The organism is Bacillus sp. NEAU-Y102, assembly GCF_054788175.1.
Genome location: NZ_JBTWFK010000006.1, coordinates 14615 through 40533, shown reverse-complemented (window position 1 = coordinate 40533; position 25919 = coordinate 14615). Strand labels below are relative to the sequence as shown.

The 25919-nt window shown below is 38.5% G+C and carries 28 protein-coding genes, 1 tRNA gene and 1 other RNA gene; 20 read left to right on the top strand and 10 right to left on the bottom strand.

Annotated features, from left to right (window positions below; genetic code table 11):
* Positions 1–17 precede the first annotated feature (17 nt).
* From rapZ to ACYFX0_RS16320, 4 genes are all read left to right on the top strand, one after another.
* Positions 18–899 (top strand): RNase adapter RapZ, encoded by an 882-nt coding sequence (gene rapZ / locus ACYFX0_RS16335; RefSeq protein WP_000138458.1) that lies wholly within the window; start codon positions 18–20, stop codon positions 897–899.
* Positions 900–902: 3 nt separating this feature from the next.
* Positions 903–1856: a gluconeogenesis factor YvcK family protein gene (locus ACYFX0_RS16330; protein WP_000712190.1), complete on the top strand. Its 954-nt coding sequence runs from the start codon at positions 903–905 to the stop codon at positions 1854–1856.
* 88 nt (positions 1857–1944) lie between these two features.
* Positions 1945–2895 (top strand): DNA-binding protein WhiA, encoded by a 951-nt coding sequence (gene whiA / locus ACYFX0_RS16325; RefSeq protein ID WP_000006563.1) that lies wholly within the window; start codon positions 1945–1947, stop codon positions 2893–2895.
* A gap of 23 nt (positions 2896–2918) precedes the next feature.
* Positions 2919–3167, top strand: a complete 249-nt coding sequence (locus ACYFX0_RS16320) for an HPr family phosphocarrier protein (protein ID WP_000250307.1) — start codon at positions 2919–2921, stop codon at positions 3165–3167.
* A gap of 523 nt (positions 3168–3690) precedes the next feature.
* Here ACYFX0_RS16320 and clpP read toward each other — a convergent pair.
* From clpP to ACYFX0_RS16280, 8 genes are all read right to left on the bottom strand, one after another.
* Positions 3691–4272 (bottom strand): ATP-dependent Clp endopeptidase proteolytic subunit ClpP, encoded by a 582-nt coding sequence (gene clpP / locus ACYFX0_RS16315; protein WP_001049162.1) that lies wholly within the window; start codon positions 4270–4272, stop codon positions 3691–3693.
* Positions 4273–4512: 240 nt separating this feature from the next.
* Entirely contained in the window at positions 4513–5382 is an 870-nt protein-coding gene (locus tag ACYFX0_RS16310) for a DUF421 domain-containing protein (RefSeq protein WP_000018932.1), read from the bottom strand.
* Positions 5383–5402: 20 nt separating this feature from the next.
* Complete coding sequence (locus ACYFX0_RS16305) at positions 5403–5609, bottom strand: DUF1657 domain-containing protein (protein WP_000215916.1); 207 nt, start codon at positions 5607–5609, stop codon at positions 5403–5405.
* Between the two features lie 11 nt (positions 5610–5620).
* The gene (gene spoVAE, locus ACYFX0_RS16300) at positions 5621–5971 is read right to left on the bottom strand and encodes a stage V sporulation protein AE (protein WP_000575924.1); all 351 of its coding nucleotides are present in this window, start codon (positions 5969–5971) and stop codon (positions 5621–5623) included.
* Positions 5968–6984 carry a stage V sporulation protein AD gene (gene spoVAD / locus ACYFX0_RS16295; protein WP_000938953.1) on the bottom strand — a complete coding sequence of 339 codons (1017 nt, stop codon included), beginning with the start codon at positions 6982–6984 and terminating at the stop codon, positions 5968–5970. Before spoVAD ends, spoVAE begins: the two co-directional genes overlap by 4 nt.
* A complete protein-coding gene (gene spoVAC, locus ACYFX0_RS16290; protein ID WP_000095399.1) occupies positions 6985–7461 on the bottom strand; it encodes a stage V sporulation protein AC in 477 nt (158 codons plus the stop codon). It lies immediately after the preceding gene.
* Between the two features lie 29 nt (positions 7462–7490).
* Positions 7491–7976 carry a YhcN/YlaJ family sporulation lipoprotein gene (locus tag ACYFX0_RS16285; protein ID WP_001228545.1) on the bottom strand — a complete coding sequence of 162 codons (486 nt, stop codon included), beginning with the start codon at positions 7974–7976 and terminating at the stop codon, positions 7491–7493.
* 93 nt (positions 7977–8069) lie between these two features.
* Positions 8070–8276, bottom strand: a complete 207-nt coding sequence (locus ACYFX0_RS16280) for a DUF1657 domain-containing protein (protein ID WP_000216166.1) — start codon at positions 8274–8276, stop codon at positions 8070–8072.
* A gap of 204 nt (positions 8277–8480) precedes the next feature.
* Here ACYFX0_RS16280 and ACYFX0_RS16275 point away from each other — a divergent pair.
* From ACYFX0_RS16275 to eno, 9 genes are all read left to right on the top strand, one after another.
* A tRNA-Arg gene (locus ACYFX0_RS16275) sits at positions 8481–8556 on the top strand.
* 259 nt (positions 8557–8815) lie between these two features.
* Positions 8816–10123 (top strand): RNA polymerase factor sigma-54, encoded by a 1308-nt coding sequence (gene rpoN, locus ACYFX0_RS16270; RefSeq protein ID WP_098829169.1) that lies wholly within the window; start codon positions 8816–8818, stop codon positions 10121–10123.
* Between the two features lie 9 nt (positions 10124–10132).
* A complete protein-coding gene (locus tag ACYFX0_RS16265) occupies positions 10133–10378 on the top strand; it encodes a glutaredoxin family protein (protein WP_000869737.1) in 246 nt (81 codons plus the stop codon).
* 136 nt (positions 10379–10514) lie between these two features.
* Positions 10515–11543 carry a gapA transcriptional regulator CggR gene (cggR, locus tag ACYFX0_RS16260; protein WP_001258185.1) on the top strand — a complete coding sequence of 343 codons (1029 nt, stop codon included), beginning with the start codon at positions 10515–10517 and terminating at the stop codon, positions 11541–11543.
* 26 nt (positions 11544–11569) lie between these two features.
* Entirely contained in the window at positions 11570–12574 is a 1005-nt protein-coding gene (gene gap, locus ACYFX0_RS16255) for a type I glyceraldehyde-3-phosphate dehydrogenase (RefSeq protein ID WP_000161234.1), read from the top strand.
* Between the two features lie 139 nt (positions 12575–12713).
* A complete protein-coding gene (locus ACYFX0_RS16250; protein WP_001036332.1) occupies positions 12714–13898 on the top strand; it encodes a phosphoglycerate kinase in 1185 nt (394 codons plus the stop codon).
* A 32-nt stretch (positions 13899–13930) separates the two neighbouring features.
* The gene (gene tpiA, locus ACYFX0_RS16245; RefSeq protein WP_001231042.1) at positions 13931–14686 is read left to right on the top strand and encodes a triose-phosphate isomerase; all 756 of its coding nucleotides are present in this window, start codon (positions 13931–13933) and stop codon (positions 14684–14686) included.
* Positions 14683–16212: a 2,3-bisphosphoglycerate-independent phosphoglycerate mutase gene (gpmI, locus tag ACYFX0_RS16240; protein WP_001231141.1), complete on the top strand. Its 1530-nt coding sequence runs from the start codon at positions 14683–14685 to the stop codon at positions 16210–16212. The genes tpiA and gpmI overlap by 4 nt, the downstream gene beginning before the upstream one ends.
* Positions 16213–16242: 30 nt before the next feature.
* On the top strand, positions 16243–17538 hold the full coding sequence (gene eno, locus ACYFX0_RS16235; protein ID WP_000103951.1) for a phosphopyruvate hydratase: 1296 nt from the start codon (positions 16243–16245) through the stop codon (positions 17536–17538).
* Between the two features lie 49 nt (positions 17539–17587).
* Here eno and ACYFX0_RS16230 read toward each other — a convergent pair whose 3' ends face one another.
* On the bottom strand, positions 17588–18538 hold the full coding sequence (locus ACYFX0_RS16230) for a nucleoside hydrolase (RefSeq protein ID WP_136997761.1): 951 nt from the start codon (positions 18536–18538) through the stop codon (positions 17588–17590).
* Between the two features lie 352 nt (positions 18539–18890).
* Here ACYFX0_RS16230 and ACYFX0_RS16225 point away from each other — a divergent pair, with 352 nt between their 5' ends.
* The 7 genes from ACYFX0_RS16225 (at position 18891) to ssrA (ending at position 24834) form a co-directional block, all read left to right on the top strand.
* Positions 18891–19259 (top strand): CidA/LrgA family holin-like protein, encoded by a 369-nt coding sequence (locus tag ACYFX0_RS16225; RefSeq protein ID WP_000673222.1) that lies wholly within the window; start codon positions 18891–18893, stop codon positions 19257–19259.
* On the top strand, positions 19256–19948 hold the full coding sequence (locus ACYFX0_RS16220; RefSeq protein WP_000078304.1) for an LrgB family protein: 693 nt from the start codon (positions 19256–19258) through the stop codon (positions 19946–19948). Before ACYFX0_RS16225 ends, ACYFX0_RS16220 begins: the two co-directional genes overlap by 4 nt.
* A gap of 94 nt (positions 19949–20042) precedes the next feature.
* Positions 20043–20276 (top strand): preprotein translocase subunit SecG, encoded by a 234-nt coding sequence (gene secG, locus ACYFX0_RS16215; protein WP_000557266.1) that lies wholly within the window; start codon positions 20043–20045, stop codon positions 20274–20276.
* 161 nt (positions 20277–20437) lie between these two features.
* The gene (estA, locus tag ACYFX0_RS16210) at positions 20438–21178 is read left to right on the top strand and encodes a carboxylesterase (protein ID WP_000761986.1); all 741 of its coding nucleotides are present in this window, start codon (positions 20438–20440) and stop codon (positions 21176–21178) included.
* Between the two features lie 142 nt (positions 21179–21320).
* The gene (gene rnr, locus ACYFX0_RS16205; RefSeq protein WP_000391343.1) at positions 21321–23759 is read left to right on the top strand and encodes a ribonuclease R; all 2439 of its coding nucleotides are present in this window, start codon (positions 21321–21323) and stop codon (positions 23757–23759) included.
* Positions 23760–23885: 126 nt separating this feature from the next.
* Entirely contained in the window at positions 23886–24353 is a 468-nt protein-coding gene (gene smpB / locus ACYFX0_RS16200) for an SsrA-binding protein (RefSeq protein ID WP_460270942.1), read from the top strand.
* 126 nt (positions 24354–24479) lie between these two features.
* Positions 24480–24834: a transfer-messenger RNA gene (ssrA, locus tag ACYFX0_RS16195) on the top strand.
* Between the two features lie 310 nt (positions 24835–25144).
* Here the strand turns inward: ssrA and ACYFX0_RS16190 are convergent.
* On the bottom strand, positions 25145–25912 hold the full coding sequence (locus ACYFX0_RS16190; protein ID WP_000632233.1) for a GNAT family N-acetyltransferase: 768 nt from the start codon (positions 25910–25912) through the stop codon (positions 25145–25147).
* Between the last annotated feature and the right edge of the window lie 7 nt (positions 25913–25919).

Below are 25919 nucleotides of genomic sequence, written 5' to 3'. Positions count from 1 at the left end.
GTCAAGGAGAGGATACGATGACAGAGAATAATGATATAAAAATGGTAATTATTACAGGGATGTCTGGAGCTGGAAAAACAGTAGCTTTACAAAGTTTTGAAGATTTAGGATATTTTTGTGTAGATAATTTGCCACCGATGTTATTGCCAAAGTTTATTGAACTTATGGCGGATTCAAAAGGGAAAATGAATAAAGTGGCACTTGGTATTGATTTACGTGGCCGCGAGTTTTTCGAACATTTATGGGGAGCGCTTGATGATTTATCAGAACGTACATGGATTATTCCTCATATTTTATTTTTAGATGCGAAAGATAGTACGCTTGTAACTCGTTATAAAGAAACGAGACGTTCGCATCCACTTGCACCAACTGGTTTGCCGTTAAAGGGAATCGAAGCAGAGCGCGATTTATTAACAGATATGAAGGCACGAGCGAATATTGTGCTTGATACATCGGATTTAAAACCGAAAGAATTACGTGAAAAAATTGTTCACTTGTTCTCAACAGAAACTGAGCAAGCATTTCGTGTAAATGTTATGTCATTTGGATTTAAGTACGGTATTCCAATTGATGCAGATTTAGTATTTGATGTTCGTTTTTTACCAAATCCATATTACATTCCACATATGAAGCCATTAACAGGACTAGATGAAGAAGTTTCTTCGTATGTACTGAAATTTAATGAGACACATAAGTTTTTAGAGAAGTTGACGGATCTGATTACTTTCATGTTGCCTCATTATAAAAGAGAAGGCAAAAGTCAACTTGTAATTGCAATTGGATGTACAGGTGGACAGCATCGTTCTGTTACGCTTACAGAATACCTTGGGAAACATTTGAAACCAGAGTATAGTGTTCATGTATCTCATCGTGATGTGGAGAAGAGAAAGGGCCATTAAGGGATGAAAAAAGAGAGAAAGCCTAAAATTGTTATCATGGGAGGCGGAACTGGACTCTCTGTTTTATTAAGAGGATTAAAGCAATATCCTGTTGATATTACAGCAGTTGTTACAATCGCTGATGATGGTGGCAGTTCAGGTAGATTACGTGATGAGCTAGAAATTCCACCTCCAGGTGACATCCGTAACGTACTTGTTGCGTTATCGGATGTAGAGCCACTGGTGGAAGCTTTATTTCAGCACCGTTTCACAACAGGGGACGGACTGAAAGGTCATGCGTTAGGAAATCTATTGTTGGCAGGTATGACCTCAATTACAGGAGACTTTTTCCATGCAATTACGGAAACAAGTAAAGTATTAAATGTCAGAGGACGTGTATTACCAGCAGCGAATCAAAGTGCGGTACTTCATGCGGAACTTGAAGATGGAGAAATTGTAACAGGCGAATCAAAGATTCCTTATTACGGAAAGAAGATTAATCGTGTCTTTTTAACTCCAGAAGATGTAGAGCCATTGCATGAAACGTTGGCTGAGATTAAACGAGCTGATTTACTCGTTTTCGGTCCAGGAAGTTTGTATACAAGTATATTACCCAACTTAGTTGTTAATAAAATTGGGGATGCTGTTCTTGCTGCAAAGGCGAATAAGGTGTATGTATGTAACGTTATGACACAAGCGGGTGAAACGATGGGATATACTGCTTTTGATCATGTGCAGGCGTTACACGATCATTTAGGGCAACCATTTATCAATACTGCAATTGTAAATAACCGTGATATTCCTTGTGAATTACGTAAGTTATATGAGGAAGAAATGTCTACACCAGTTGTAGTGGATGAAGAACGTTTTGCTGAAAATAATATTGATGTCATTCAAGGTGGATTAGCGAAGTATGATGATCGTGTTGTAAGGCATGATACGTTAAAGTTAGCTTCGATTTTATATTCATTGTTATAAATATGCGTTGCCTCGTTTGAGGTAGCGCTCCTCATTCATATAGGACAAGAATTTTGTTCCATAATAATCGTATAAGGAGGTGTTGACTGTGTCATTTGCATCAGAAACAAAGAAAGAGCTGACGAACCTTGAAATGAAGGAATGCTGTGAAAAAGCTGAATTATCAGCGTTACTTCGAATGAATGGATCGCTTTCTTTTTCAAACCGTCGTCTATCTATTGATATTCAAACAGAAAATGCGGCAATTGCAAGAAGAATTTATACGCTTTTGAAAAAGGGATATGACGTAACGGTAGAATTGCTTGTTCGTAAAAAAATGCGATTGAAGAAAAATAATGTATATATCGTAAGGCTTGTTGAGAAGTCTCGCGAAATATTAGCCGATCTTCATATCGTGCGAGATGACTTTTCATTTATTCGAAATATATCACAAGAATTGATTGAGAAGAAGTGTTGTAAACGATCGTATTTACGCGGTGCATTTTTAGCAGGTGGTTCAGTAAATAACCCAGAAACATCATCTTATCATTTAGAGATCTTTTCGTTATATAAGGAACATAATGATGCTATATGTGAACTAATGAACGGATTTGATTTAAATAGTAAGACGCTGGAAAGAAGAAAAGGGTACATTACGTATTTGAAAGAAGCGGAGAAAATTACGGAATTTTTAAATATTATTGGTGCTCATAATGCGCTTTTAAGATTTGAAGATATTAGAATCGTACGTGATATGCGTAATTCCGTAAATCGTTTAGTGAACTGCGAAACAGCTAATTTAAATAAAACAATTGGTGCAGCGCTAAGGCAAATTGAAAATATCCGCTATATTGATGAGACGGTTGGTCTTGATATATTGCCAGATAAACTACGAGAAATTGCGCAGCTACGAAGAGATTATCAAGATGTAACATTGAAAGAGTTAGGTGAGATGGTATCCGGGGGGAAAATTAGTAAATCGGGTATTAATCATCGTTTGCGTAAAATCGATGAAATTGCAGAGAAATTACGCGCGGGGGAAACGGTAGCAAAAAAATAAGAGGTTAAAGGGGAAATGGAGCTGTGGTTCAAAAACGAGTTCAGGTTTCATTAAAAAACGGTTTACAAGCACGTCCGGCTGCGTTGTTTGTACAAGAGGCAAATCGCTTTCATGCAGATATCTTCATTGAGAAAGATGGAAAGACAGTAAATGCAAAGAGCATAATGGGGATTATGAGCTTAGCAATTGGAACTGGAAGCATGATAACAATTACAACAGAAGGTTCAGATGCAGAAGAGGCTTTAGAAGCATTAGCTGCATATGTACAATAAAGAGCTATCGCGTATATGCGATAGTTTTTTTGTTTTGTTGTTTGTGCGGATTAGCGGGGAGGGGTATTTAGCTGGTTTGTCCTTGTCGGAGATTGTCGGTAAATCGATATGTTGTGTCGAACCGTTGATATATTAAAAAAATCGTTGATATAATTTGAGTTTTGTTCGATATAATTGAAAAATCGTTGATATATTTAGAGGGATACTGGATGGGGTATACAGACGGAGGTATATGATAATAAAAAAGCGCCCAATTATAGGGCGCTTCCGCTTTAAATGTATCCAGCTCCAGCGGCTAGAATGGTCGGTGGCTTCGCTTCTTCCGCCGAGGTAAAAAGCACCTCTTTGTCAGAAGCTCCATCCTCCTCCCATTCTGAACGAGCCGCTTCCGCTTTTAGTATATCCAGCTCCAGCGGCTAGAATCTCCGGTCGTTTCGCCCCTTCATTCGAGGCAAAAAGCGCCTCGGAATCAGGTGCTCCATCGCCCTGCGATTCTGAACGAGCCGCTTCCGCTTTAAATTAATTAACGGTTTGTAAAGATCTTATCGATTAAACCGTATTCTAAAGCTTTTTCTGCTGTCATGAAGTTGTCGCGGTCTGTGTCGCGTTGTAGTACTTCAAGTGGTTGACCTGTGCGGTCAGCAAGAATTTGGTTTAGTTTTTCACGTAAGAATAGGATACGTTTTGCAGCGATTTCGATTTCAGTCGCTTGACCTTGTGCTCCACCAAGTGGTTGGTGAATCATTACTTCACTGTTTGGAAGTGCATAACGTTTTCCTTTTTCACCTGCTGCAAGTAAGAATGCACCCATAGATGCAGCCATACCGATACAGATTGTTGATACTTGTGGCTTAATAAACTGCATTGTATCGTAAATTGCCATACCTGCTGTGATAGAACCACCAGGGCTGTTGATGTAGATGTGAATATCTTTTTCTGGATCTTGAGATTCCAAGAATAAAAGCTGGGAAACGATTGAGTTAGCTACGTTGTCATCAATTGCACTACCAAGCATAATGATGCGGTCTTTTAATAGTCGAGAGTAAATATCGTAAGCGCGTTCTCCACGATTTGTTTGTTCAATTACTGTAGGAATTAAATTCATCTGTTATTTCCTCCTTCTAAAGCTTTCTTAGTCTTATAATACAATTATGGTCAATAAAGGTCAAACGAAACCACTTTAAATCAAAAAAATATGTAGTTGTACCATGAAATATTCGCTATGTTTTCGAAATTCCCTGCTTATGTATCTTCAACATCATAACCGAATTACATAAATTTAAACGTTATGAAAACTGGAGAAAAAGGAAAAGAACGCTTGTTAACTGAAGCGTTCTTTCGATAATTAGTCTTTTAAAAGATAGGTAACTCTATTTAAAATCTTTTCGATTTGTTTCGCGTTTTTACTATACATTTCGCTTGCTGATTTCGACTTTGTTTCTAGAGAAAATAGTTCAAGATCAGCATGACATTTTTTTAAAGATGCTAATAATAAAGGCTTATTTTGAGGAGAAGGCATTTGTAGTTTGTCATTGTAAATGTCGATAGTAAGTTGTCCGTATGAATCTACTTGACCGAGAAAAACATTTTCGATAACAACACCGAGCTTTTCTAGTTCAGAGTGTAGCCAAGCGCGGTTATGCCCGCTTGCTGAAAGTGGTTCATCTAGTACATTTCCATCCATAATAACAGTTTGTGGTTCTTTTTCATTTGGCACTTTTAAACCGAGATCTTTTGCAGTAAGTGGCTGAGAATCTTTCTTTAATAATACATTTAATTCTCCGCTCGGTTCTAAGACAGCAAATTCGACTTCAGCTATACTGAATGCACCATTTCCTCTAAGAAGCTCAAGTAACTCATCACTTGTATATTTTTCTTTCTTTAAATTATCCTCAAGTACTTTTCCATCTTTTATTAACACTGTAGATTTTCCTTCAAAGAAATCTCTAGCAGTTTTGTTTTTCAAGGAAAGAATTCCAACGAAAAAAGGTACGGAGGCGAAAATAAGTATTGCAAAGACACCGTGGAAAAACTTTTGATCAAGCCCTGTAGCTATTTGAGCAGCGATATCACCGATTGTCATTCCCGCTATGTATTCAAAAAAGGAAAGCTGAGAGATTTGCCTTTTTCCTAAGCACTTTGTAATAGTGAATAAAATAATTAATATGAATACAGAGCGAAGGATGACAAGTGTCCATTCCGGTAGGTGAGACATAGTCATTTCCTCCAGTCTACTTAAAACCCTTTATATTGAGGTTCTTCACGTTCTAATACTGAAACTCTATCCTGTAAATCAGCGATGACACTGTCCATTTCTAACATACATTCATGAAATACGCGTTTAGCTTCATCGTCTGTAGAATTTAGTGAAAGGGAACTTAAGCTTGCTTGAGCGCCCCTTACACTAGCAAGGCAAGTTTTTACGCTAGCGATAACAGTCATATAAACACCTCTTATCCTTTCGGTTTAAATAACAATGCTCCAATGAAGCCGAAAATAATAGCTGCTGATACACCGGCGCTCGTTACTTTAAACATGCCGGTAATAACGCCAACGATGCCATGTTTTGCAGCTTCTTCCATTGCGCCATGAACGAGGGCATTACCAAAGCTTGTAATAGGTACAGTTGCCCCGGCTCCAGCGAAATCAATTAATGGCTCATACAAATTAAATCCATCTAATATAGCTCCAGCAACGACGAGTGTTGCCATTGTGTGAGCTGGTGTTAGTTTTACAACATCAAACATAAGTTGTCCAATTACACAAATGAGTCCACCAATGACAAAAGCCCAGAAAAAAATCATTGCGTTGCACCTCCAAATTCAATTGAAACGGCGTGAGCGATACACGGAATCGTTTCTTCTTGTTGGAATGTAAGTGGAGATAGTAAAGCACCTGTCGCAACGACAAGTATTTTTTTGAACTCTCCTCTTTTCATTCGATTTAATAAATGACCGTATACGACGGTTGCGGAACATCCTGGTCCACTAGCACCGGCTATGACAGGCTGTCCTTCTCTATAAATGAGGAGTCCGCAATCTTGAAACTGTTCGCTCATTACTTTTGTTCCGTGTTTATGTAGTAAGTCATAAGCAATTTCGCGTCCTACATGTCCGAGATCGCCTGTTACAATTAAATCGTAGTAAGAGGCATCAATTTGACGTTCGCGTAAGTGAGCTTCAATTGTGTCGACGGCAGCTGGAGCCATTGCGCCTCCCATATTAAACGGATCCGTTAATCCCATATCAACGACTCGTCCGATTGTGGCAGATGTTACCCTAGGGCCGTGCCCAGTATCGCTTAAAATAGCGGCTCCTGCGCCAGTTACTGTCCACTGTGCAGTAGGTGGTTTTTGTCCACCATATTCGGTAGGATAGCGGAACTGTTTTTCTACAGCGGTGTTATGACTTGAGGCACCAGTTAATAAATATTTTGCGCCCTTTGCGTTTACGATACTTGCCCCAAGTGCTAAACCTTCCATGGAAGTAGAACAAGCCCCGAATAATCCGAGATAAGGAGTGCCCAGTGTGCGGCAAGCAAAGCTTGTAGGGGTAATTTGATTAATTAAATCTCCTGCGAGTACGAATTGAATATCGTCTTTACGAAGTTCTGCTTTTTCAGTAGCCCGGCTACAAGCTTCTTCGAATAAAATTTTATGTGCTTTTTCATAGGAATCTTGTCCGAGCCATAAATCTTCATGAAGGATATCGAAGTCTTCTGGGATTTTCCCTTTTGCCTCAAAAGGTCCACCAACGACTCCTGTTGAAATAATGACTGGTTTGTTTTCAAATACCCACGTTCGGTGTCCTTGTAACATTTATAGCCCTCCCCATTGAACGAGAATCGTTTTAATAAGTGCGATGACAAAAGCCGAAAATACACCAAATAAAATAACAGAACCCGCTAGTTTAAACATATTGCCGCCAACGCCAAGGACAAATCCTTCCGTTCGATGCTCAATACATGCGGCAATAACAGAGTTACCAAATCCAGTAACAGGTACAGCTGTACCAGCACCAGCAAACTGTCCAAAACGATCGTATATACCAAATCCAGTTAGTAACATAGAAATGAAAATAAGAGTTGCGACTGTCGGATTTCCTGCTGAGCGTTCAGTGAAATCAAAATATGTGATATAAAAAGTAGAAATGAGTTGACCGATGAAGCAAATAAAACCACCGACGAAAAAGGCTTTTATACAATTTTTTAAGACAGGTCGTTTCGGTTCGCGTTCTTGTTCGAATTTTTTATACTCCTGTTGTACAGGGGTTAAGTTTTTATCTTTACTAGACATTGCAATCCTTCCTTTTCTTTTAAAAAGCGTTAAGTGTTAGACTCCATTTTTTTACCAATGAATTTTAATTGTTTATTAATTTCATCTTTAGATACTTCTTTTTCCTTAATTTTTCTTTCGAGTTTTTCGAGTAACATAAAGATTTTTTTATCTGTACTGACACGAACATCGAAAGTAGGATGCTCATCACTTAGCTGCTTTTGAAGCTTTTTACGAAGAGGTTTTAATCCAAACCTTTCGTGATGCTCAGGTGTAACTGCTATGTAGAGATCTAAATTTGAATTCACTGCTGTGCTTTTTATAATTTCATCCATAGCGAGAGCTCTTTTCTTCGCTCCTTGTGATATAGATTGATTAAAGGATTCTGTACTCGTCTTTGTTAACTTTGGACCTTTTTCTTTCTCCGTTCGTTTTGCTTCTTCTTTCACTTTTTTATCTAAAGGACTATTATCACATCCAGTAAAAGAGCTAAATAGAAGTGCAAATAATGCGGTTATGAGACCGAGTTTTCGCATAATTATCATTCCATTTCTATTGCAATATGTAATGTGATAGAAAAAGGATGACTGCATATCATCCTTTTTCTATTTCACAGCAAGACTGATTTGTTATTGCTGTGAGTATTGTGGTTCTTCTTGTTGGACTTCTTCAACGCGTGGGTTTAAAGAATCGATAATCGTTTGTGTTTGCTGCGCAGCTGTTTGGAAAAGTTGCTTAGCTTGTTGGTTATCCGTATCAAGAGCGAATCCCTCTAAGCTAGCTTGTGCACTTTTTAATCCAGAAACAGTTTGCTTTAGTTTCGTAATTACAGTCATTGAATGAAGCCCCCTTTGGAATATCAATTCAAAGATTATAATTTGTGAGTTGGGATGAATTTATGATTGGAAAATTTAGGGGTTGAATAGATTTTATATGCTTTTAGCTAAGATGTATAAGGTATTACGGGGATATTTTTATTGATTTAGATGGATTTTATTGCTATTATTATGAGAAGAAAATGAAGTGTTTTCTATAATCATGCGCCCATAGCTCAGTCGGATAGAGCGGTGGTTTCCGGTACCACGTCTGTCGGGGGTTCGAATCCCTCTGGGCGCGTCAAAAAGTCCTAACTTACGTTTTGTAGGTTAGGACTTTTTTTATTTCCCTCTTGTTATATCTGATAATAAGATTTACTATTAGTACTTGATAATAATTTTTATAACTTATTATTTTCTTTCAATATTATTCAAATTTCGGTTGTAAGTTGTAAATATCATTAATACATATAAATTAATAATATTTTGGAATGGGCGTCTGCGTGAGGATTCTCCTTTTACCAAACTTATTGTACAATAGAAACAAGGGGGAGATTAGTTTGAAGGCAAGTCTTTTACAAGAACAAAGCTTACGTTTGGCAATGACACAAGAGTTAAGGCAAGCGATTACAATGCTTCAGTATAATGTACAAGAATTATCGGAGTTTTTGTATGAGCAATCGTTAGAGAATCCCCTTATTGAGTTAGGTGGTTTTGAGAGGGAGAAGAAGAAGAGCTCTAACAACAGTAAAAGTACCAGCAAACAAGTCGAGAATCAGATGGAAATCTACAGTGTGGATTCTACAACGATTCAGCAACATTTATTAAATCAAATACAGTATTATAAAATAGAAGAAGAAGAGCGAAAAATAGCTTCTTTCATTATTATGAACATGGATGGAAATGGGTATTTACAAGAAACGAATGAAGAATTAGCAGATCTCCTTTCTGCGCATATTCATGTAGTCGATCGCTCTGTAGAGATTGTTCAATCACTTGAGCCAGCAGGGGTAGGAGCGCGTAATATTCAGGAATGTTTAACCTTGCAATTGAAGCGCTTACAAAGAAGGGATGGATTAGCGGAAGATATTGTAGAGGAGCACTTTGCTTATTTCGTGAAGAAGGATTGGCGAAAGCTCGTTCATGTGCTGAAGTGTAGTAATGAAGAATTACAATCGGCGGTGAACTGTATTACATCATTGCAGCCGAAACCGGGCCTTGCGTATTCTTCGGATAAACCACTGTATATTGTGCCTGACATGGCAGTGAAAAAAGAAGGCGATCGCCTCGTTTTACAGATGAATGAGAGAAATATGCCGAGAATTGAAATTCACTCTGAGTACAGTGCGCTTCTTAATAATAGTGAAAGTGAAGTAGCATCTTACGTTTCAGAAAAGTATCAGCATGTGCAATGGATTATGCGCAGTTTGAAACAGAGAAAACAAACACTTCTGCAAGTGATGACGATTATTATGGAAAAACAACGTGATTTCTTTTGGGAAGGTCCAGCGTATTTGAAGCCGCTCGCTTTAAAAGAGGTGGCGGAAGAGCTAAGTGTGCATGAGTCTACGATTAGTCGTGCAACAAGAAATAAGTATGTGCAAACGCCACACGGTTTATTTGAGATGAAATCGTTCTTTAGTAATGCAGTTTCGACGACAGAGGATGAGGCAGTTTCAACGAAGCGAGTGAAACAGTTTATTCAAACGCTTGTGGAAGCAGAGAATAAGAAAAAGCCACTCTCAGATCAAAAGATTTCAAAATTATTAGAAGAAGAGCATGAAATTGTTATTTCTCGAAGAACGGTGGCGAAGTATAGAGAACAAATGCATATCCCAGCTTCGTCATTGCGAAAAACAATCGGATAGGTGAAGAAGATGAAAGTTGTGCTGTATACAAAAAAGAATTGTGGTCTTTGCGTGCAGGCGAAACAAGTTTTGCAGGAAGTACAATGTGAATATTCTTTTCAAATCGAGGAAATAGATATATATGAAGATAATGACCTTTTAGAAAAATATCATTTAATGATTCCGGTTGTAGAAATAGACGGAAAACAAGTAGAATATGGTAACATTCACAAAGGTGTCATAATAAACTATATAAAGAATGCAGTTAAGAGTTGAATAAGTTTCTATCTCCTGTTACAATAATACACGTAGCAGGGATTATTTTTTTAACCTATGTGGGACACAAAATGTCACTACGGGACGTAAAGTGACCACCGAGGAAAAATGAACCAATGTAGTGAGGAGAAAAGATATGCGCTCATGGATTCAGAACACAAAAAAATTATTACCTGATCTGCTACCTGTTATGCAAACGAGAATGCAAATTCTTCAATACATTAGGCTCATGCAGCCGATTGGAAGAAGAAACTTATCAGCAAGCCTCGGTATGACAGAACGAGTATTGCGAAGTGAAGTTCAAGTTTTGAAAGAACAAAACTTAGTTCACGTCGCTTCTTCTGGAATGACTTTGACAGAAGAAGGAACAGCTTTAGTTCTTGCTTTGGAAGACTTTATGAAAGAAATTTCCGGGTTAAAGGTTTTAGAAAAGCAACTTAAGGAAACATTAGACTTGGATGAAGTTTTCGTTGTCCCTGGTGATAGTGATGAATCACCTTGGGTCAAACTGGAGATGGGCCGTGCTTGTGTGACTTGTATAAAAGACCGTCTGACAGCGAATAATATCGTTGCTGTGGCTGGAGGAACTACGCTAGCTGCTGCTGCGGACATGATGCAACTTGATTGTAAAGATTTACATATGCTATTTGTCCCAGCACGTGGTGGAATCGGAGAAGGTGTTGAATTAGAAGCCAATACCATTTGTGCCAAGATGGCGCAAAATACGATGAGTAATTATCGCTTATTGTATGTTCCAGACCATGTTAGTAGCGAAGCATATGCGTCTATTGTGACAGAGCCTTCCGTGAAAGAAGTTCTTGAGTTGATTCGATCTTCCAATATCGTCATTCATGGAATAGGTGATGCGTTAACAATGGCACGTCGCAGAAGTACTTCGGAAGCAGATTGGTTAAAGATTCAAGCAAGCGAAGCAGTTGGTGAAGCTTTCGGTTACTACTTTAATGAAGAAGGAAATGTTGTTCATAAAGTAAGAACAGTTGGTATGCAATTAGAGGATTTACAAAATGTATCTCACGTTGTTGCAGTCGCTGGAGGTTCTTCAAAGGCAAAAGCAATACAGGCTGTAATTAAACAAGGGCACACTTCAATTCTAATTACAGATGAAGGTGCAGCAAAACAGTTAACAAAGGGTTTTACCCTTTAATATAATCCCCCAAGGAGGAAATTCAAATGACTAAAATTGGTATTAATGGATTTGGACGTATCGGACGTAACGTATTCCGCGCAGCTCTTAACAACTCTGAGGTAGAAGTAGTAGCAATCAACGACTTAACAGATGCTAAAACATTAGCTCACCTTTTAAAATATGACACAGTTCACGGAACTTTAAATGCAGAAGTATCTGCTAACGAAAACAGCATCGTTGTTAACGGTAAAGAAATTAAAGTTATCGCTGAGCGTGACCCAGCTCAATTACCATGGAGCGACTACGGAGTAGAAGTAGTAGTAGAATCTACTGGCCGTTTCACTAAAAAATCAGACGCTGAAAAACACTTAGGTGGATCAGTTAAGAAAGTTATCATCTCAGCTCCAGCTTCTGACGAAGATATCACTGTAGTTATGGGTGTTAACCACGAACAATACGATGCAGCTAACCACAACGTAGTATCTAACGCTTCTTGTACTACAAACTGTCTAGCTCCATTCGCTAAAGTATTAAACGAAAAATTCGGCGTAAAACGCGGAATGATGACAACAATTCACTCTTACACTAACGACCAACAAATCTTAGACTTACCACACAAAGATTTACGTCGTGCTCGTGCAGCAGCTGAAAACATGATCCCAACATCTACTGGTGCAGCTAAAGCTGTAGCATTAGTATTACCAGAACTTAAAGGTAAATTAAACGGTGGCGCTGTACGTGTTCCAACTGCTAACGTTTCTCTTGTTGACTTAGTTGTTGAACTTGACAAAGAAGTAACAGTTGAAGATGTAAACGCAGCATTCAAAGCAGCAGCTGAAGGCGAATTAAAAGGTATCCTTGGATACAGCGAAGAGCCATTAGTATCTATCGACTATAACGGATGTACAGCTTCTTCTACAATCGATGCATTATCTACAATGGTAATGGAAGGTAACATGGTTAAAGTACTTTCTTGGTACGATAACGAAACTGGTTACTCTAACCGCGTAGTAGACTTAGCAGCTTACATGACTTCTAAAGGTCTTTAATTCTTAATTATATAAGCAATCAATGACAAAACGAGGGAGAGGGTTTGTTCCCTCTCTCTCTTCTTTCGTTTTAAAAGCAAATGTGTTAAGCTTTTGAATGGGTTTTGTCAATCCTAACTAGTAGTCGGAGGGAAATCCAATGAACAAAAAATCAATTCGTGACGTAGATTTAAAAGGTAAGCGTGTATTTTGCCGCGTTGATTTCAACGTACCTATGAAAGAAGGCAAAATTACAGATGAAACTCGTATCCGTGCAGCTCTTCCTACAATTCAATATTTAGTAGAGCAAGGTGCGAAAGTTATTTTAGCAAGCCACTTAGGCCGTCCAAAAGGTCAAGCGGTAGAAGAATTACGTCTTACTCCAGTAGCAGCACGTTTAGGCGAGCTTCTTGGTAAAGATGTTAAAAAAGCAGACGAAGCATTCGGACCAGTTGCACAAGAAATGGTTGCAGCAATGAACGAAGGCGACGTATTAGTTCTTGAAAACGTACGTTTCTATGCGGGCGAAGAAAAGAACGATGCAGAACTTGCGAAAGAATTTGCAGCACTTGCTGACATCTTCGTAAACGATGCATTCGGTGCAGCTCACCGTGCTCACGCTTCTACAGCAGGTATCGCAGACTACCTACCAGCAGTATCTGGTCTATTAATGGAAAAAGAGTTAGATGTATTAGGTAAAGCACTTTCTAACCCAGAACGTCCATTTACAGCTATTATTGGTGGTGCGAAAGTAAAAGATAAAATCGGTGTAATTCGTCATCTATTAGACAAAGTAGATAACTTAATCATCGGTGGCGGACTTGCTTACACGTTCGTTAAAGCTTTAGGTCATGAAATTGGTCTATCTCTATGTGAAGACGACAAGATTGAACTAGCTAAAGAATTTATGCAACTTGCAAAAGAAAAAGGCGTAAACTTCTACATGCCAGTTGATGTTGTAATCACTGAGGAATTCTCTGAAACTGCAACAACTCAAATCGTTGGTATCGACTCTATCCCTTCTAACTGGGAAGGCGTAGACATTGGTCCTAAAACACGTGAAATTTATGCAGATGTAATTAAAAACTCTAAGCTTGTTGTATGGAATGGACCAATGGGTGTATTCGAAATGACTCCATTCGCAGAAGGTACAAAAGCAGTAGGACAAGCATTAGCAGATGCAGAAGATACATACTCTGTTATCGGCGGTGGTGACTCTGCAGCAGCTGTTGAAAAATTCGGTATGGCTGATAAAATGAGCCACATTTCTACTGGCGGCGGTGCGTCATTAGAATTCATGGAAGGTAAAGAGCTTCCAGGTGTAGTTTGTCTTAACGACAAATAAGTAGCAGCCAAAGAAAAAGGACGGTGCAAAGCATGCGTAAACCAATTATCGCAGGTAACTGGAAAATGAATAAAACTCTATCTGAAGCAGTTAGCTTCGTAGAGGAAGTTAAAGGTCAAATCCCAGCAGCTTCAGCTGTTGATGCAGTAGTTTGCTCTCCAGCTCTATTCTTAGAGCGCCTTGTAGCAGCAACTGAAGGAACTGATTTACAAGTAGGTGCACAAAACATGCACTTCGAAAAAAATGGTGCATTCACTGGCGAAATTAGCCCAGTAGCACTTAGCGACTTAAAAGTAGGCTACGTAGTACTTGGCCACTCTGAGCGTCGTGAAATGTTTGCTGAAACAGACGAATCAGTAAACAAAAAGACTCTAGCAGCATTTGAACATGGTTTAACACCAATCGTATGTTGTGGTGAGACTTTAGAAGAGCGCGAAAGCGGAAAAACATTTGATCTAGTAGCAGGTCAAGTGACAAAAGCACTTGCAGGTTTAACAGAAGAGCAAGTTAAAGCAACTGTTATCGCTTATGAGCCTATCTGGGCTATCGGTACAGGTAAATCTTCTTCTTCTGCAGATGCAAATGAAGTATGTGCGCACATCCGTAAAGTTGTTGCAGAAGCTGTTTCTCCAGAAGCTGCAGAAGCTGTTCGTATTCAATACGGCGGTAGCGTAAAACCAGAAAACATTAAAGAGTATATGGCACAATCTGACATCGACGGCGCTTTAGTTGGCGGTGCTAGCTTAGAGCCTGCTTCGTTCTTAGGTCTTCTGGGGGCGGTAAAATGAGAAAGCCAACAGCTTTAATCATCCTTGACGGTTTCGGACTTCGTGAAGAAACTCACGGGAATGCTGTAGCACAAGCTAAGAAACCTAATTTTGATGGTTACTGGAACAAATTCCCTCATACAACGCTTACAGCTTGTGGTGAGGAAGTAGGTCTTCCAGAAGGTCAAATGGGTAACTCTGAGGTTGGTCACTTAAATATTGGTGCTGGCCGCATAGTATATCAAAGCTTAACACGCGTAAACGTTGCAATTCGTGAAGGTGAGTTCGATCAGAACGAAACATTCCAAAATGCAATTAAAAGCGTAAAAGAAAAAGGTACTGCTCTTCATTTATTCGGTTTACTTTCTGATGGTGGTGTGCACAGTCACATGAACCATATGTTTGCTCTTCTTCGCTTAGCAGCAAAAGAAGGTGTGGAGAAAGTTTATATCCATGCGTTCTTAGACGGCCGCGATGTTGGACCACAAACAGCAAAAGGTTATATCGATGCAGCAAATGAAGTAATTAAAGAAACAGGAGTAGGACAATTCGCGACTATCTCTGGTCGTTATTACTCCATGGACCGTGACAAGCGTTGGGATCGCGTAGAAAAATGTTACAGTGCTATGGTGAATGGTGAAGGCCCTACTTATAAATCAGCAGAAGAGTGTGTAGAAGACTCTTATGCGAACGGTATCTATGATGAATTCGTATTGCCGTCTGTAATTGTTAACGAAGATAACACGCCAGTTGCAACAATCAATGATGATGATGCAGTTATCTTCTATAACTTCCGTCCAGACCGTGCAATCCAAATTGCTCGTGTATTTACAAACGAAGACTTCCGTGAGTTCGATCGTGGTGAAAAAGTACCTCACATTCCAGAATTCGTATGTATGACACACTTCAGTGAAACTGTAAATGGTTACGTGGCATTCAAGCCAATGAACCTTGATAACACTTTAGGTGAAGTTGTTGCGCAAGCGGGATTAAAGCAACTTCGCATCGCGGAAACCGAAAAGTATCCGCACGTTACATTCTTCTTTAGCGGTGGTCGTGAGGCTGAATTCCCAGGAGAAGAGCGTATCTTAATTAACTCACCGAAGGTTGCAACGTATGACTTGAAACCTGAAATGAGCATTTACGAAGTAACGGACGCTTTAGTAAATGAAATCGAAAATGATAAACATGATGTTATCATTCTTAACTTTGCAAACTGTGATATGGTTGGCCATTCTGGGATGATGGAACCAACAATTAAAGCAGTAGAAGCAACTGACGAATGTTTAGGAAAAGTTGTAGAAGCGATTCTTGCAAAAGATGGTGTAGCACTTATTACTGCTGACCATGGTAATGCCGATCAGGAGTTAACTGCTGATGGCGAGCCGATGACAGCTCATACAACTAACCCGGTTCCTTTCATCGTTACAAAAAATGATGTAGAGCTTCGTGAAGGTGGTATTTTAGGAGATATCGCTCCAACAATGCTTACACTTTTAAATGTGGAACAACCGAAAGAAATGACAGGTAAAACAATTATTAAATAATTTGCTTATATAAAAAGGAGAGAATTTATTATGTCAACAATTATTGATGTTTATGCTCGCGAAGTCCTTGACTCTCGTGGTAACCCAACTGTAGAAGTAGAAGTTTACACAGAAAGCGGCGCTTTCGGACGCGCTATCGTACCAAGTGGTGCATCTACTGGTGAGCACGAAGCAGTAGAATTACGTGACGGTGACAAATCTCGTTACCTTGGTAAAGGTGTTGTTAACGCAGTAAACAACGTTAACGAAATTATCGCTCCAGAAATCGCTGGTTTCGATGTAACTGACCAAGCTGGTATCGACCGTGCTATGATCGAATTAGACGGCACTCCAAACAAAGGTAAACTAGGCGCTAACGCTATCCTTGGTGTATCTATGGCAGTAGCTCACGCAGCAGCTGACTTCGTAGGTCTTCCATTATACCGTTACCTTGGTGGATTCAATGCAAAACAATTACCAACTCCAATGATGAACATCATCAACGGTGGTTCTCACGCTGATAACAACGTTGACTTCCAAGAGTTCATGATCTTACCAGTTGGTGCTCCAACATTCAAAGAATCAATCCGTATGGGTGCTGAAGTATTCCATGCACTTAAAGCTGTATTACATGACAAAGGTCTTAACACTGCAGTAGGTGACGAAGGTGGATTCGCTCCAAACCTTGGTTCTAACCGTGAAGCTTTAGAAGTAATCATCGAAGCTATCGAAAAAGCTGGTTACAAAGCTGGCGAGAACGTATTCTTAGGAATGGACGTTGCTTCTTCTGAGTTCTACAACAAAGAAACTGGTAAATATGACCTTGCAGGCGAAGGCCGTACTGGCTTAACTTCTGCAGAAATGGTTGATTTCTACGAAGAGCTTTGCAAAGACTTCCCAATCATCTCTATCGAAGATGGTTTAGACGAAAACGACTGGGATGGTCACAAATTATTAACTGAGCGTATCGGTGATAAAGTACAATTAGTTGGTGACGATTTATTCGTAACTAACACTCAAAAACTTGCTGAAGGTATCGAAAAAGGTATCTCTAACTCAATCTTAATTAAAGTTAACCAAATCGGTACTTTAACTGAGACTTTCGAAGCTATCGAAATGGCTAAACGTGCTGGTTACACAGCAGTTGTATCTCACCGTTCTGGTGAAACTGAAGATGCTACAATTGCTGACATCGCAGTTGCAACTAACGCTGGCCAAATCAAAACTGGTTCTATGAGCCGTACTGACCGTATTGCTAAGTACAACCAATTATTACGCATCGAAGACGAACTAGGCGAAATCGCTGTTTACGATGGTATCAAATCTTTCTATAACATCAAACGATAATTGTAGAAAATAACGACAGACCGTGAGAAATCACGGTCTGTTTTTTATGCTAAAATTGTTCGCCCGTCATAAGTGACATGAAATGTTTGAAGAAGCGGTTATAATCAAAATCAATTGCGATTTGATGACTCGGCCAATCAATAAATGGCTTAGATTCTCCTAAAGAGCGAAATTCTCCAATGCTTGCCCCCTGCGCATAAGATTCTGTCATGACAACGATAGGTGATTTGTGATAGGTAAACATAGAGTTATCAAGTAAAGCGAGTATTGGCATTGTGTCATGGAAGGGGCTACCCTTTAAATGTGGTAGGGCGTCTTTATAATATCCGTAGTAATAATGATCGAATAAAGGTTTGACAAGTGGGGCTTTTCCTTTTGTTTCAATATACTCCGCCATCTCGGGTGTAATGACGGAATATTGGGTGACGTTTAATGGGTATATGTGCATGTTAGCTGTAGATTGGAGGACTATATTAGCGGCAGTAGGATCGCCATAAAAGTTTGCTTCGGAAATAGGGGTAACATTACCAGGATGTAAAAAGGCACCGCCCATTACGTAGTAAGATTTAACTTGCTTCATTAACTGTTTACATACGATGAATAAAATTGCTAGGGAGGTAAGTCTTCCTAAACTTACAATGATTAATTCATCTTTATACTGTTCAATAAGAGGAATGACTTCAAAAAAATTCTCCATTTCTCCGTTAGTCACATTCACCTTTGGAATAATTGGACCAAGCCCCTGTTTCCCATGTACATCCGTAAAAAACGCAGGTGGGGCACCAGTAAGGGGACGTTCTGAACCACCGAATATCTTGATATTTCTATTCTTTGTTTCGTTATTAAAAAAATGAGCATTTTCTACGGCCATTTTTTTTGGAACATTGCCGTAATCAGCAACGATACCGACGATTTCTATTTCATCGATAAAGAATGCTAAGAGGAGAGCCATCGTATCATCAATCCCAGGATCACAAAAAATGAGAACTTTTTTGGGCATATGTTCACCACCTATCTTGTTTATCCAGTACAAATCCGCTTGGTGAGGGCTAATAATTAATGGGGATGAGGAAAACCTCAATGATTAAAGTTTCACTTTATATATATGTAAGTTTAAGGATAAAAAGATTATTTTATTGAAATAATAGTCTTTTAAATTCAGAAAATAAAAACTTTTTATATTAGGTCAAGGTTTTTGACATAATTTTCGTTTGAAAATGCAGTCATATCAAGGTTGTAAGCGTGTAACATAGGCTGTTTTTGCTGTCAAGTTGATAAATTGCAGCTTTTTACAATTTATACTATGATAAAGATATTAACAGAAGATCGTATAAACATGAGGGATGATGAACATGAAATTTACAAAGATTCTTGTCCAAATTGCTGCTCTTTACGTGTTTTATATGGTTGGAACTTGGGTGCAAGAAATGCTAAATATTCCAATTCCAGGAAGTTTGATTGGGATGTTCCTCTTACTTGTTTTACTTAGCCTAAAAGTTCTTCCAGTGAAATGGTTCGATTTAGGAGCAGAAACACTCGTTGCTATTATGCCGTTTTTATTAATTCCGCCAACGCTTGGCCTAATGAATTACGGTGCTTTTTTTATGAGTAAAGGAATTTCTCTTTTCATTACAGTTGTAGCGAGTACGTTTTTAATTATTATTGTCGCAGGACATACAGGACAATATCTTGCGAATAGGAAGGAAAGAGAGTCGCGATGAGCCAAATATTAATCGGAATCGGTTGGGTTCTTTTTACGGTGCTATTATATCAATTATCTAAAAAAATCTATAAATTATTTCCAACACCATTCACCATTCCAATGCTTGTAGCAACAGGATTAATGGCTTTCCTATTTATCGTGCTTGATATACCATATCAACATTATATGGAAAGTGGTGGTGGTTGGATTGCAAAGCTACTTGGACCTGGTGTTGTAGCATTTGCAATTCCTCTTTATAAACAACGTCATGTTCTGCAAAAATATGTTGTACCGATTGCTGGTGGGGTATTAGTAGGTACAACAGTTGCAATCGCTAGTGATTTTGCCATTGCTTCACTTATGGGAACAGATAAAAGCTTAATCTTATCGTCTTTACCAAAATCGGTGACAATGCCAGTTGCGATGAGCGTTTCTGAACAAGTTGGTGGTGTACCTTCCTTAACAGCAGCTTTCGTTGTTATCGCAGGTATTACTGGAACAATTACAGGACCTCTCTTATTAAAATGGAGCCGTGTTACAAACTCAGTTGGTAAAGGTATCGGATTTGGATGTGCTTCTCATATTATGGGTGTTATGAGAGCGATGAAAAATAACGAACATGAAGGTGTTATTGGATCGGTAACAATGACATTAACAGCAATTTTGACATGTTTACTTGGACCGTTATTTGCAATGATGTTTATGTAATAGAAGAAAAGCGAGGGCAACTCTATAGCTCTCGCTTTTCTATAGGATTTATGCTACAGTTACAATAACTGAATCTTTGTAGGAGGTACGCCAAGTGCATACGTTATTATCCGTTTTACTTATTACTGTATCGATTTTAATGATTGTTATGGTACTTATGCAGTCTAGTAATAGCTCAGGCCTTTCAGGTGCAATTTCAGGCGGTGCAGAGCAATTATTTGGTAAGCAAAAAGCACGTGGAATTGAAGCGGTATTAAACCGTATTACAATTGTTTTAGCTGTATTGTTCTTTGTATTAACAATTGCTGTTACGTACTTAAACTTATAAAATTGAAAGAAGAAGCGTTAGTAAGATGTACTAATGGTTCTTCTTTTTTTGTTTTGCCATTTGAAAGATGTTTCTAATTAGATTATAGAAATGTAAATATGGTACACTAGATATAGAAAGAATACGACTAGATTACAGAAGAGAAAGAGGAGAAGTACATGATGAAATTAGCATCTCCGAAACCATTTACATTTGAGGGTGGAGACCGCGCTGTTTTATTACTACATGGATTCACAGGGAACTCAGCTGATGTACGTATGTTAGGGCGTTTCTTAGAAAAGAAAGGCTATACTTGTCATGCGCCAATTTATAAAGGGCACGGTGTACCACCAGAAGAGCTTGTTCATACAGGCCCTACAGATTGGTGGCAAGATGTAACGGAGGCATATCAGCTTTTAAAAGATAAAGGTTTTGAGAAAATTGCTGTTGTTGGATTGTCACTTGGCGGCGTATTTTCTTTAAAATTAGGTTATACAGTACCGGTTTTAGGTGTAGTACCAATGTGTGCACCGATGTATATTAAGAGCGAAGAAACGATGTACCAAGGTATATTGGCATATGCCCGCGAATATAAAAAACGTGAGCAAAAATCACCAGAACAAATTGAACAAGAAATGTTGGAATTCCAAAAGACACCGATGAATACATTAAAAGCATTACAACAATTAATTGCTGACGTACGTAACAATGTGGATATGATTTATGCACCAACATTTGTTGTACAAGCACGTCATGACGAAATGATTAATACAGATAGTGCTAACATTATTTATAACGGTGTAGAATCTACGTTAAAAGACATTAAATGGTATGAAGACTCTACGCATGTCATTACACTTGATAAACAACGTGATGAGCTACATGAGGATGTATATAACTTCTTGGAGCAACTAGATTGGTAAGATCTAGTTGCCTCTTTTTTTCATAAGGAATTTTTTGTGAAAACTGTAAAAATCATAAGGGGAGTATTGAAGTTTCGCTTTATACATCCCCTATCTTTCGGATACACTAAATAATATAAGGTTTTAAAGGAGGTATTTTTGCTTGGAAGAAATCACACAAGAACATATTGATAAGTTGTTATTATTTATGAGAGAAGAAGCGTATAAACCGCTAACGATACAAGAGTTAGAAGAGGCATTTGGAATTGAAGGTTCTGAGGGCTTTAAAGATTTTGTAAAAGCACTTGTAATGATGGAAGAGAAGGGACTTGTTATTCGTACACGTAGTAATCGATACGGTCTTCCTGAAAAGATGAATTTAGTACGAGGTAAGTTAATTGGACATGCACGTGGCTTTGCTTTCGTTGTGCCAGAAGAGAAGAAAACTGGAGACGATGATCTTTTCATCCCTCCTACAGAATTAAACGGTGCACTTCATGGCGATACAGTATTAGCACGCCTTAGTTCTCAATCGAGCGGTTCACGTCAAGAAGGTTCAATTGTACGCATTTTAGAGCGTGGAACGAAAGAACTTGTTGGTACATATACAGAATCGAAAAACTTTGGATTTGTTATACCTGACAATAAGCGCTGGACGAGTGATATCTTTATCTTGAAAAGTGCATCAATGGGTGCTGTAGAAGGTCATAAAGTAGTTGTGAAAATTACGAGCTATCCAGAAAACCGTTTAAGCGCAGAAGGTGAAGTTATTCAAATTCTAGGTCATAAAAATGATCCAGGAGTAGATATTTTATCTGTCATTCATAAACATCATTTACCTTTAGCATTCCCTGAAGAAGTGATGGAGCATGCAAACAGTGTACCAGAAACGATTTCAGAAGAAGATTTAAAGGATCGTCGTGATTTACGTGATCAAATGATCGTAACGATTGATGGTGCAGACGCGAAAGACTTAGATGATGCTGTTACAGTAACGAAGCTTGAGAACGGTAACTACAAGCTTGGCGTTCACATTGCGGATGTAAGTCATTACGTTCAAGAAGGTTCTCCAATTGATGTAGAAGCAGCGGAAAGAGCGACGAGTGTGTATCTTGTTGACCGTGTAATTCCGATGATTCCACATCGTCTATCTAACGGTATTTGCTCATTAAATCCGAAAGTAGACCGTCTGACATTATCTTGTGAAATGGAAATCAACAACTTAGGTGATGTTGTTAAACACGAGATTTTCCAAAGTGTGATTAAAACGACAGAGCGTATGACGTATGCTGACGTAAGAAGCATTTTAGAAGATGAGGACGAAGAGTTAATTAAGCGTTATGAGCCATTAGTACCGATGTTTAAAGAGATGGGTCAATTGGCACAAATTCTACGTGAAAAACGTATGCGCCGTGGTGCAATTGACTTTGACTTTAAAGAAGCGAAAGTATTAGTAGATGAAGAAGGAAAACCGACTGATGTTGTTATGCGCGATCGTTCTGTATCAGAGAAGTTAATTGAAGAATTTATGCTTGTTGCGAATGAAACAGTAGCAGAGCACTTCCACTGGATGAACGTACCGTTTATGTACCGTGTCCATGAAGATCCGAAAGAAGATAAGCTTGAGCGTTTCTTCGAGTTTGTAACGAACTTCGGATATGCGGTAAAAGGACGTGCGAATGAAGTACACCCTCGTGCGCTGCAACAAATTCTTGAAATGGTTCAAGGACAGCCTGAAGAAGTAGTTATTTCAACGGTTATGCTTCGTTCTATGAAGCAAGCTCGTTACGATGCGGATAGTTTAGGGCATTTCGGTTTATCAACTGAGTTCTACACACATTTCACATCACCAATTCGTCGTTACCCAGATACAATCGTTCATAGATTAATTCGTGAATACATTATTAATGGTAAAGTCGACAATGAAACGCAAGCAAAATGGCGTGAAAAATTACCTGAGATTGCAGAGCACTCTTCTAATATGGAACGCCGTGCTGTTGAAGCAGAGCGTGAAACAGATGAGATGAAAAAAGCAGAGTATATGGTTGATAAGATCGGTGAAGAGTATGACGGTATGATTAGCTCTGTAACAAACTTCGGTTTATTCGTAGAGCTTCCAAATACAATTGAAGGTCTTGTACACGTTAGTTATTTAACGGATGATTACTACCGTTATGACGAGCAACATTTCGCTATGATTGGAGAACGTACAGGAAACGTATTCCGCATCGGTGATGAAATTACAATTCGCGTTATTAACGTAAACAAAGACGAGCGTGCAATCGACTTTGAAATCGTTGGCATGAAAGGTACACCTCGTCGTAAGTTCAAAGATCGTCCAGTCGTTATCGAGCAGCCAAGAACAGGCAGAAAGAAACGCGGTGGACGTAGCGAGCGCAGTAATGAGCGCGGCGGTGAACGTGGCACAGGTAGAAAGTTTGACCGTGGTGGCAAAGGTAAAAGCACAGGAAGAGGATCCGCATCAGCAACAGCGTCCACGTCTGCTAGTCAGCCAGGGAAAAAAGATGGTAATGGCAAGAAGAAAAAAGGATTCTTCGAAAACGTACCAGGATTCAAGAAGAAAAAGAAAAAGCGTAAGTAAGAAAAGGATGGCTTCGCTTTGATGAAAAGCGAGGCTTTTTCTTTTTTTATTAGTGGCTTGAGAGCGAGCCACTTTCGCTTTTTATTAACATTTGTTACAATAGTAAAAATAGAGGAGGGACGTTATATGCCAAAGGGTACAGGTAAGGTTATTGCACAAAATAAAAAAGCATTTCATGATTATTTCATCGAAGAAACATACGAGGCAGGGCTTGTCCTTCAAGGAACGGAAATTAAGTCGATTCGCGCTGGTCGCGTGAACTTGAAAGATGCGTTTGCACGTATACATAATGGTGAAGTATGGGTTCATAATATGCACATTAATACATACGAACAAGGGAATCGTTTCAACCATGATCCACTTCGTACGAGAAAATTACTTCTTCATAAAAAAGAAATTGATAAGCTAGCGGGCGCTGCAAAAGAAACAGGTTACGCATTAGTTCCACTTAGAATCTATTTTAAAAATGGATTTGCAAAAATGGCACTTGGTTTAGCAAAAGGTAAGAAACAATATGATAAACGTCACGATTTAAAAGAGAAAGAAGCGAAACGTGAAATTGCACGCGTGTTCCGTGATCGCCAAAAGATGTAATACAGATATTTACATTTGTAAAACGGCGCGCGTATGATATAATAACTTATGTAAGGTTGTTGCACATTGAAAAACAGCTCTTAGTAGCTATCACGATATTTTCTTCGTATGCTCCATTTTTATCATGGGGACGTTACGGATTCGACAGGGATAGTTCGAGCTTAGGTTGCGAGTCGAGGGGATCGGCCTCGTTAAAACGTCAAAGCCTATAATTGGCAAACAAAACAATCTTTCTTTAGCTGCTTAATTGCACTAAAGGTTCCTCCCTCCATCGTCCATGTGGTAGGGTAAGGGACTCAAACTAAGTGGACTACGCCGGAGTTCGCCGTCTGAGGGCGAAGGAAGAGAACAATCAGACTAGCAACTTGGAAGCCTGTCGATAGGCCGAAGAGTTCGCGAAATGCTAATATATCGACTACACTCGTAGAAGCTTAAGTGCCGATATTTTTGGACGTGGGTTCGACTCCCACCGTCTCCACCAATACATATTTGGTGGTTTTTTATTTTGTATATAACAGGAAGCATAACTTTGCATAAAATGCAGGTTTATGCTTCCTTTTTTGTTATGCAAAGATATGCTTCTTGGAAGTAATTTTAATTAAGGTTGTTTTAGAATAAAGTTTGTTCAAATTAAGCAAATAACCTTGATAAATAAAAAAGCGTGTTTTGAAAAAAATCGGTCAAAACACGCTCTTAATATTTTCAATTAGTTTATTCTTTTATAAAAACTTGGATCATTTCCTATCTATGTAGCTCAAGAACCCTGCTCTATAGATGAATAAGAAAACCCTTTATTCAAATACAACCATTTCCCCGACATCCATAAATCCAAATCGCTTATAGATATTTTTCCCATCATCTGAAGCTTGTAATACAACTGGTTTTTGTTTATCCGTTGTTTGATTTAGAAGAAATTGAAACATTTCACTGCCAATTCCTTTACTTCTAAATGTTTCTTTTGTCATCACATCATAAATACCATAACAATCTTTGCTTTCTATTAATAAACCAGTAGTTACAGGCATTTCATCTATGCATCCAATAAACATTTGAACTTCTGAACCTAATTTTACTTGAGAAAACTTATTAAAATAACTTTCTAATGCGTCTTTTTCTGGTGTACCCTCAAATAAGCTCATGAATACGTCTATATATTTTAAAAGTTCTTCATTATTTTTTACATTAGTAATCATAAGTTGATCGGAAATTCTTTGACCAACATTAAGAGTATTTTCAAGCTTCATCATCACATTATGTTCCGCTTCTTCTAGGTCATATTCTTGCATAAGTTTTGTCCAATCCTCGGTTAAATACTGAGCATCAATCCAAATACTAAAGGGATATTTTTTATATGAAAAATTATCGATTCCATGTCTAATCTTACCTGCATTTTTGATATTTGGAGATTTCGGCAATACTACATTGAATGTATCAGTAGGAATGTCTGTATTTGCTATGATGAAATCTTCTTCTTTTGTAAGTTCTCCACTAACTGCATGAGTAAATATTTTTAATTTTTCTTCCAAATTGTTTATGACTAATTGTTGATTTGTAATCATGTTTTTG

Excerpts from the sequence above, each read along its gene's own strand:
- rapZ (WP_000138458.1), top strand. The coding sequence starts at position 18 with ATGACAGAGAATAATGATATAAAAATGGTAATTATTACAGGGATGTCT.
- ACYFX0_RS16330 (WP_000712190.1), top strand. The coding sequence starts at position 903 with ATGAAAAAAGAGAGAAAGCCTAAAATTGTTATCATGGGAGGCGGAACT.
- clpP (WP_001049162.1), bottom strand. The coding sequence starts at position 4,272 with ATGAATTTAATTCCTACAGTAATTGAACAAACAAATCGTGGAGAACGC.
- ACYFX0_RS16310 (WP_000018932.1), bottom strand. The coding sequence starts at position 5,382 with ATGTCTCACCTACCGGAATGGACACTTGTCATCCTTCGCTCTGTATTC.
- ACYFX0_RS16305 (WP_000215916.1), bottom strand. The coding sequence starts at position 5,609 with ATGACTGTTATCGCTAGCGTAAAAACTTGCCTTGCTAGTGTAAGGGGC.
- spoVAE (WP_000575924.1), bottom strand. The coding sequence starts at position 5,971 with ATGATTTTTTTCTGGGCTTTTGTCATTGGTGGACTCATTTGTGTAATT.
- spoVAD (WP_000938953.1), bottom strand. The coding sequence starts at position 6,984 with ATGTTACAAGGACACCGAACGTGGGTATTTGAAAACAAACCAGTCATT.
- spoVAC (WP_000095399.1), bottom strand. The coding sequence starts at position 7,461 with ATGTCTAGTAAAGATAAAAACTTAACCCCTGTACAACAGGAGTATAAA.
- ACYFX0_RS16285 (WP_001228545.1), bottom strand. The coding sequence starts at position 7,976 with ATGCGAAAACTCGGTCTCATAACCGCATTATTTGCACTTCTATTTAGC.
- ACYFX0_RS16280 (WP_000216166.1), bottom strand. The coding sequence starts at position 8,276 with ATGACTGTAATTACGAAACTAAAGCAAACTGTTTCTGGATTAAAAAGT.
- ACYFX0_RS16265 (WP_000869737.1), top strand. The coding sequence starts at position 10,133 with ATGAAAGTTGTGCTGTATACAAAAAAGAATTGTGGTCTTTGCGTGCAG.
- cggR (WP_001258185.1), top strand. The coding sequence starts at position 10,515 with ATGCGCTCATGGATTCAGAACACAAAAAAATTATTACCTGATCTGCTA.
- gap (WP_000161234.1), top strand. The coding sequence starts at position 11,570 with ATGACTAAAATTGGTATTAATGGATTTGGACGTATCGGACGTAACGTA.
- ACYFX0_RS16250 (WP_001036332.1), top strand. The coding sequence starts at position 12,714 with ATGAACAAAAAATCAATTCGTGACGTAGATTTAAAAGGTAAGCGTGTA.
- tpiA (WP_001231042.1), top strand. The coding sequence starts at position 13,931 with ATGCGTAAACCAATTATCGCAGGTAACTGGAAAATGAATAAAACTCTA.
- gpmI (WP_001231141.1), top strand. The coding sequence starts at position 14,683 with ATGAGAAAGCCAACAGCTTTAATCATCCTTGACGGTTTCGGACTTCGT.
- eno (WP_000103951.1), top strand. The coding sequence starts at position 16,243 with ATGTCAACAATTATTGATGTTTATGCTCGCGAAGTCCTTGACTCTCGT.
- ACYFX0_RS16230 (WP_136997761.1), bottom strand. The coding sequence starts at position 18,538 with ATGCCCAAAAAAGTTCTCATTTTTTGTGATCCTGGGATTGATGATACG.
- ACYFX0_RS16225 (WP_000673222.1), top strand. The coding sequence starts at position 18,891 with ATGAAATTTACAAAGATTCTTGTCCAAATTGCTGCTCTTTACGTGTTT.
- ACYFX0_RS16220 (WP_000078304.1), top strand. The coding sequence starts at position 19,256 with ATGAGCCAAATATTAATCGGAATCGGTTGGGTTCTTTTTACGGTGCTA.
- estA (WP_000761986.1), top strand. The coding sequence starts at position 20,438 with ATGAAATTAGCATCTCCGAAACCATTTACATTTGAGGGTGGAGACCGC.
- smpB (WP_460270942.1), top strand. The coding sequence starts at position 23,886 with ATGCCAAAGGGTACAGGTAAGGTTATTGCACAAAATAAAAAAGCATTT.
- ACYFX0_RS16190 (WP_000632233.1), bottom strand. The coding sequence starts at position 25,912 with ATGATTACAAATCAACAATTAGTCATAAACAATTTGGAAGAAAAATTA.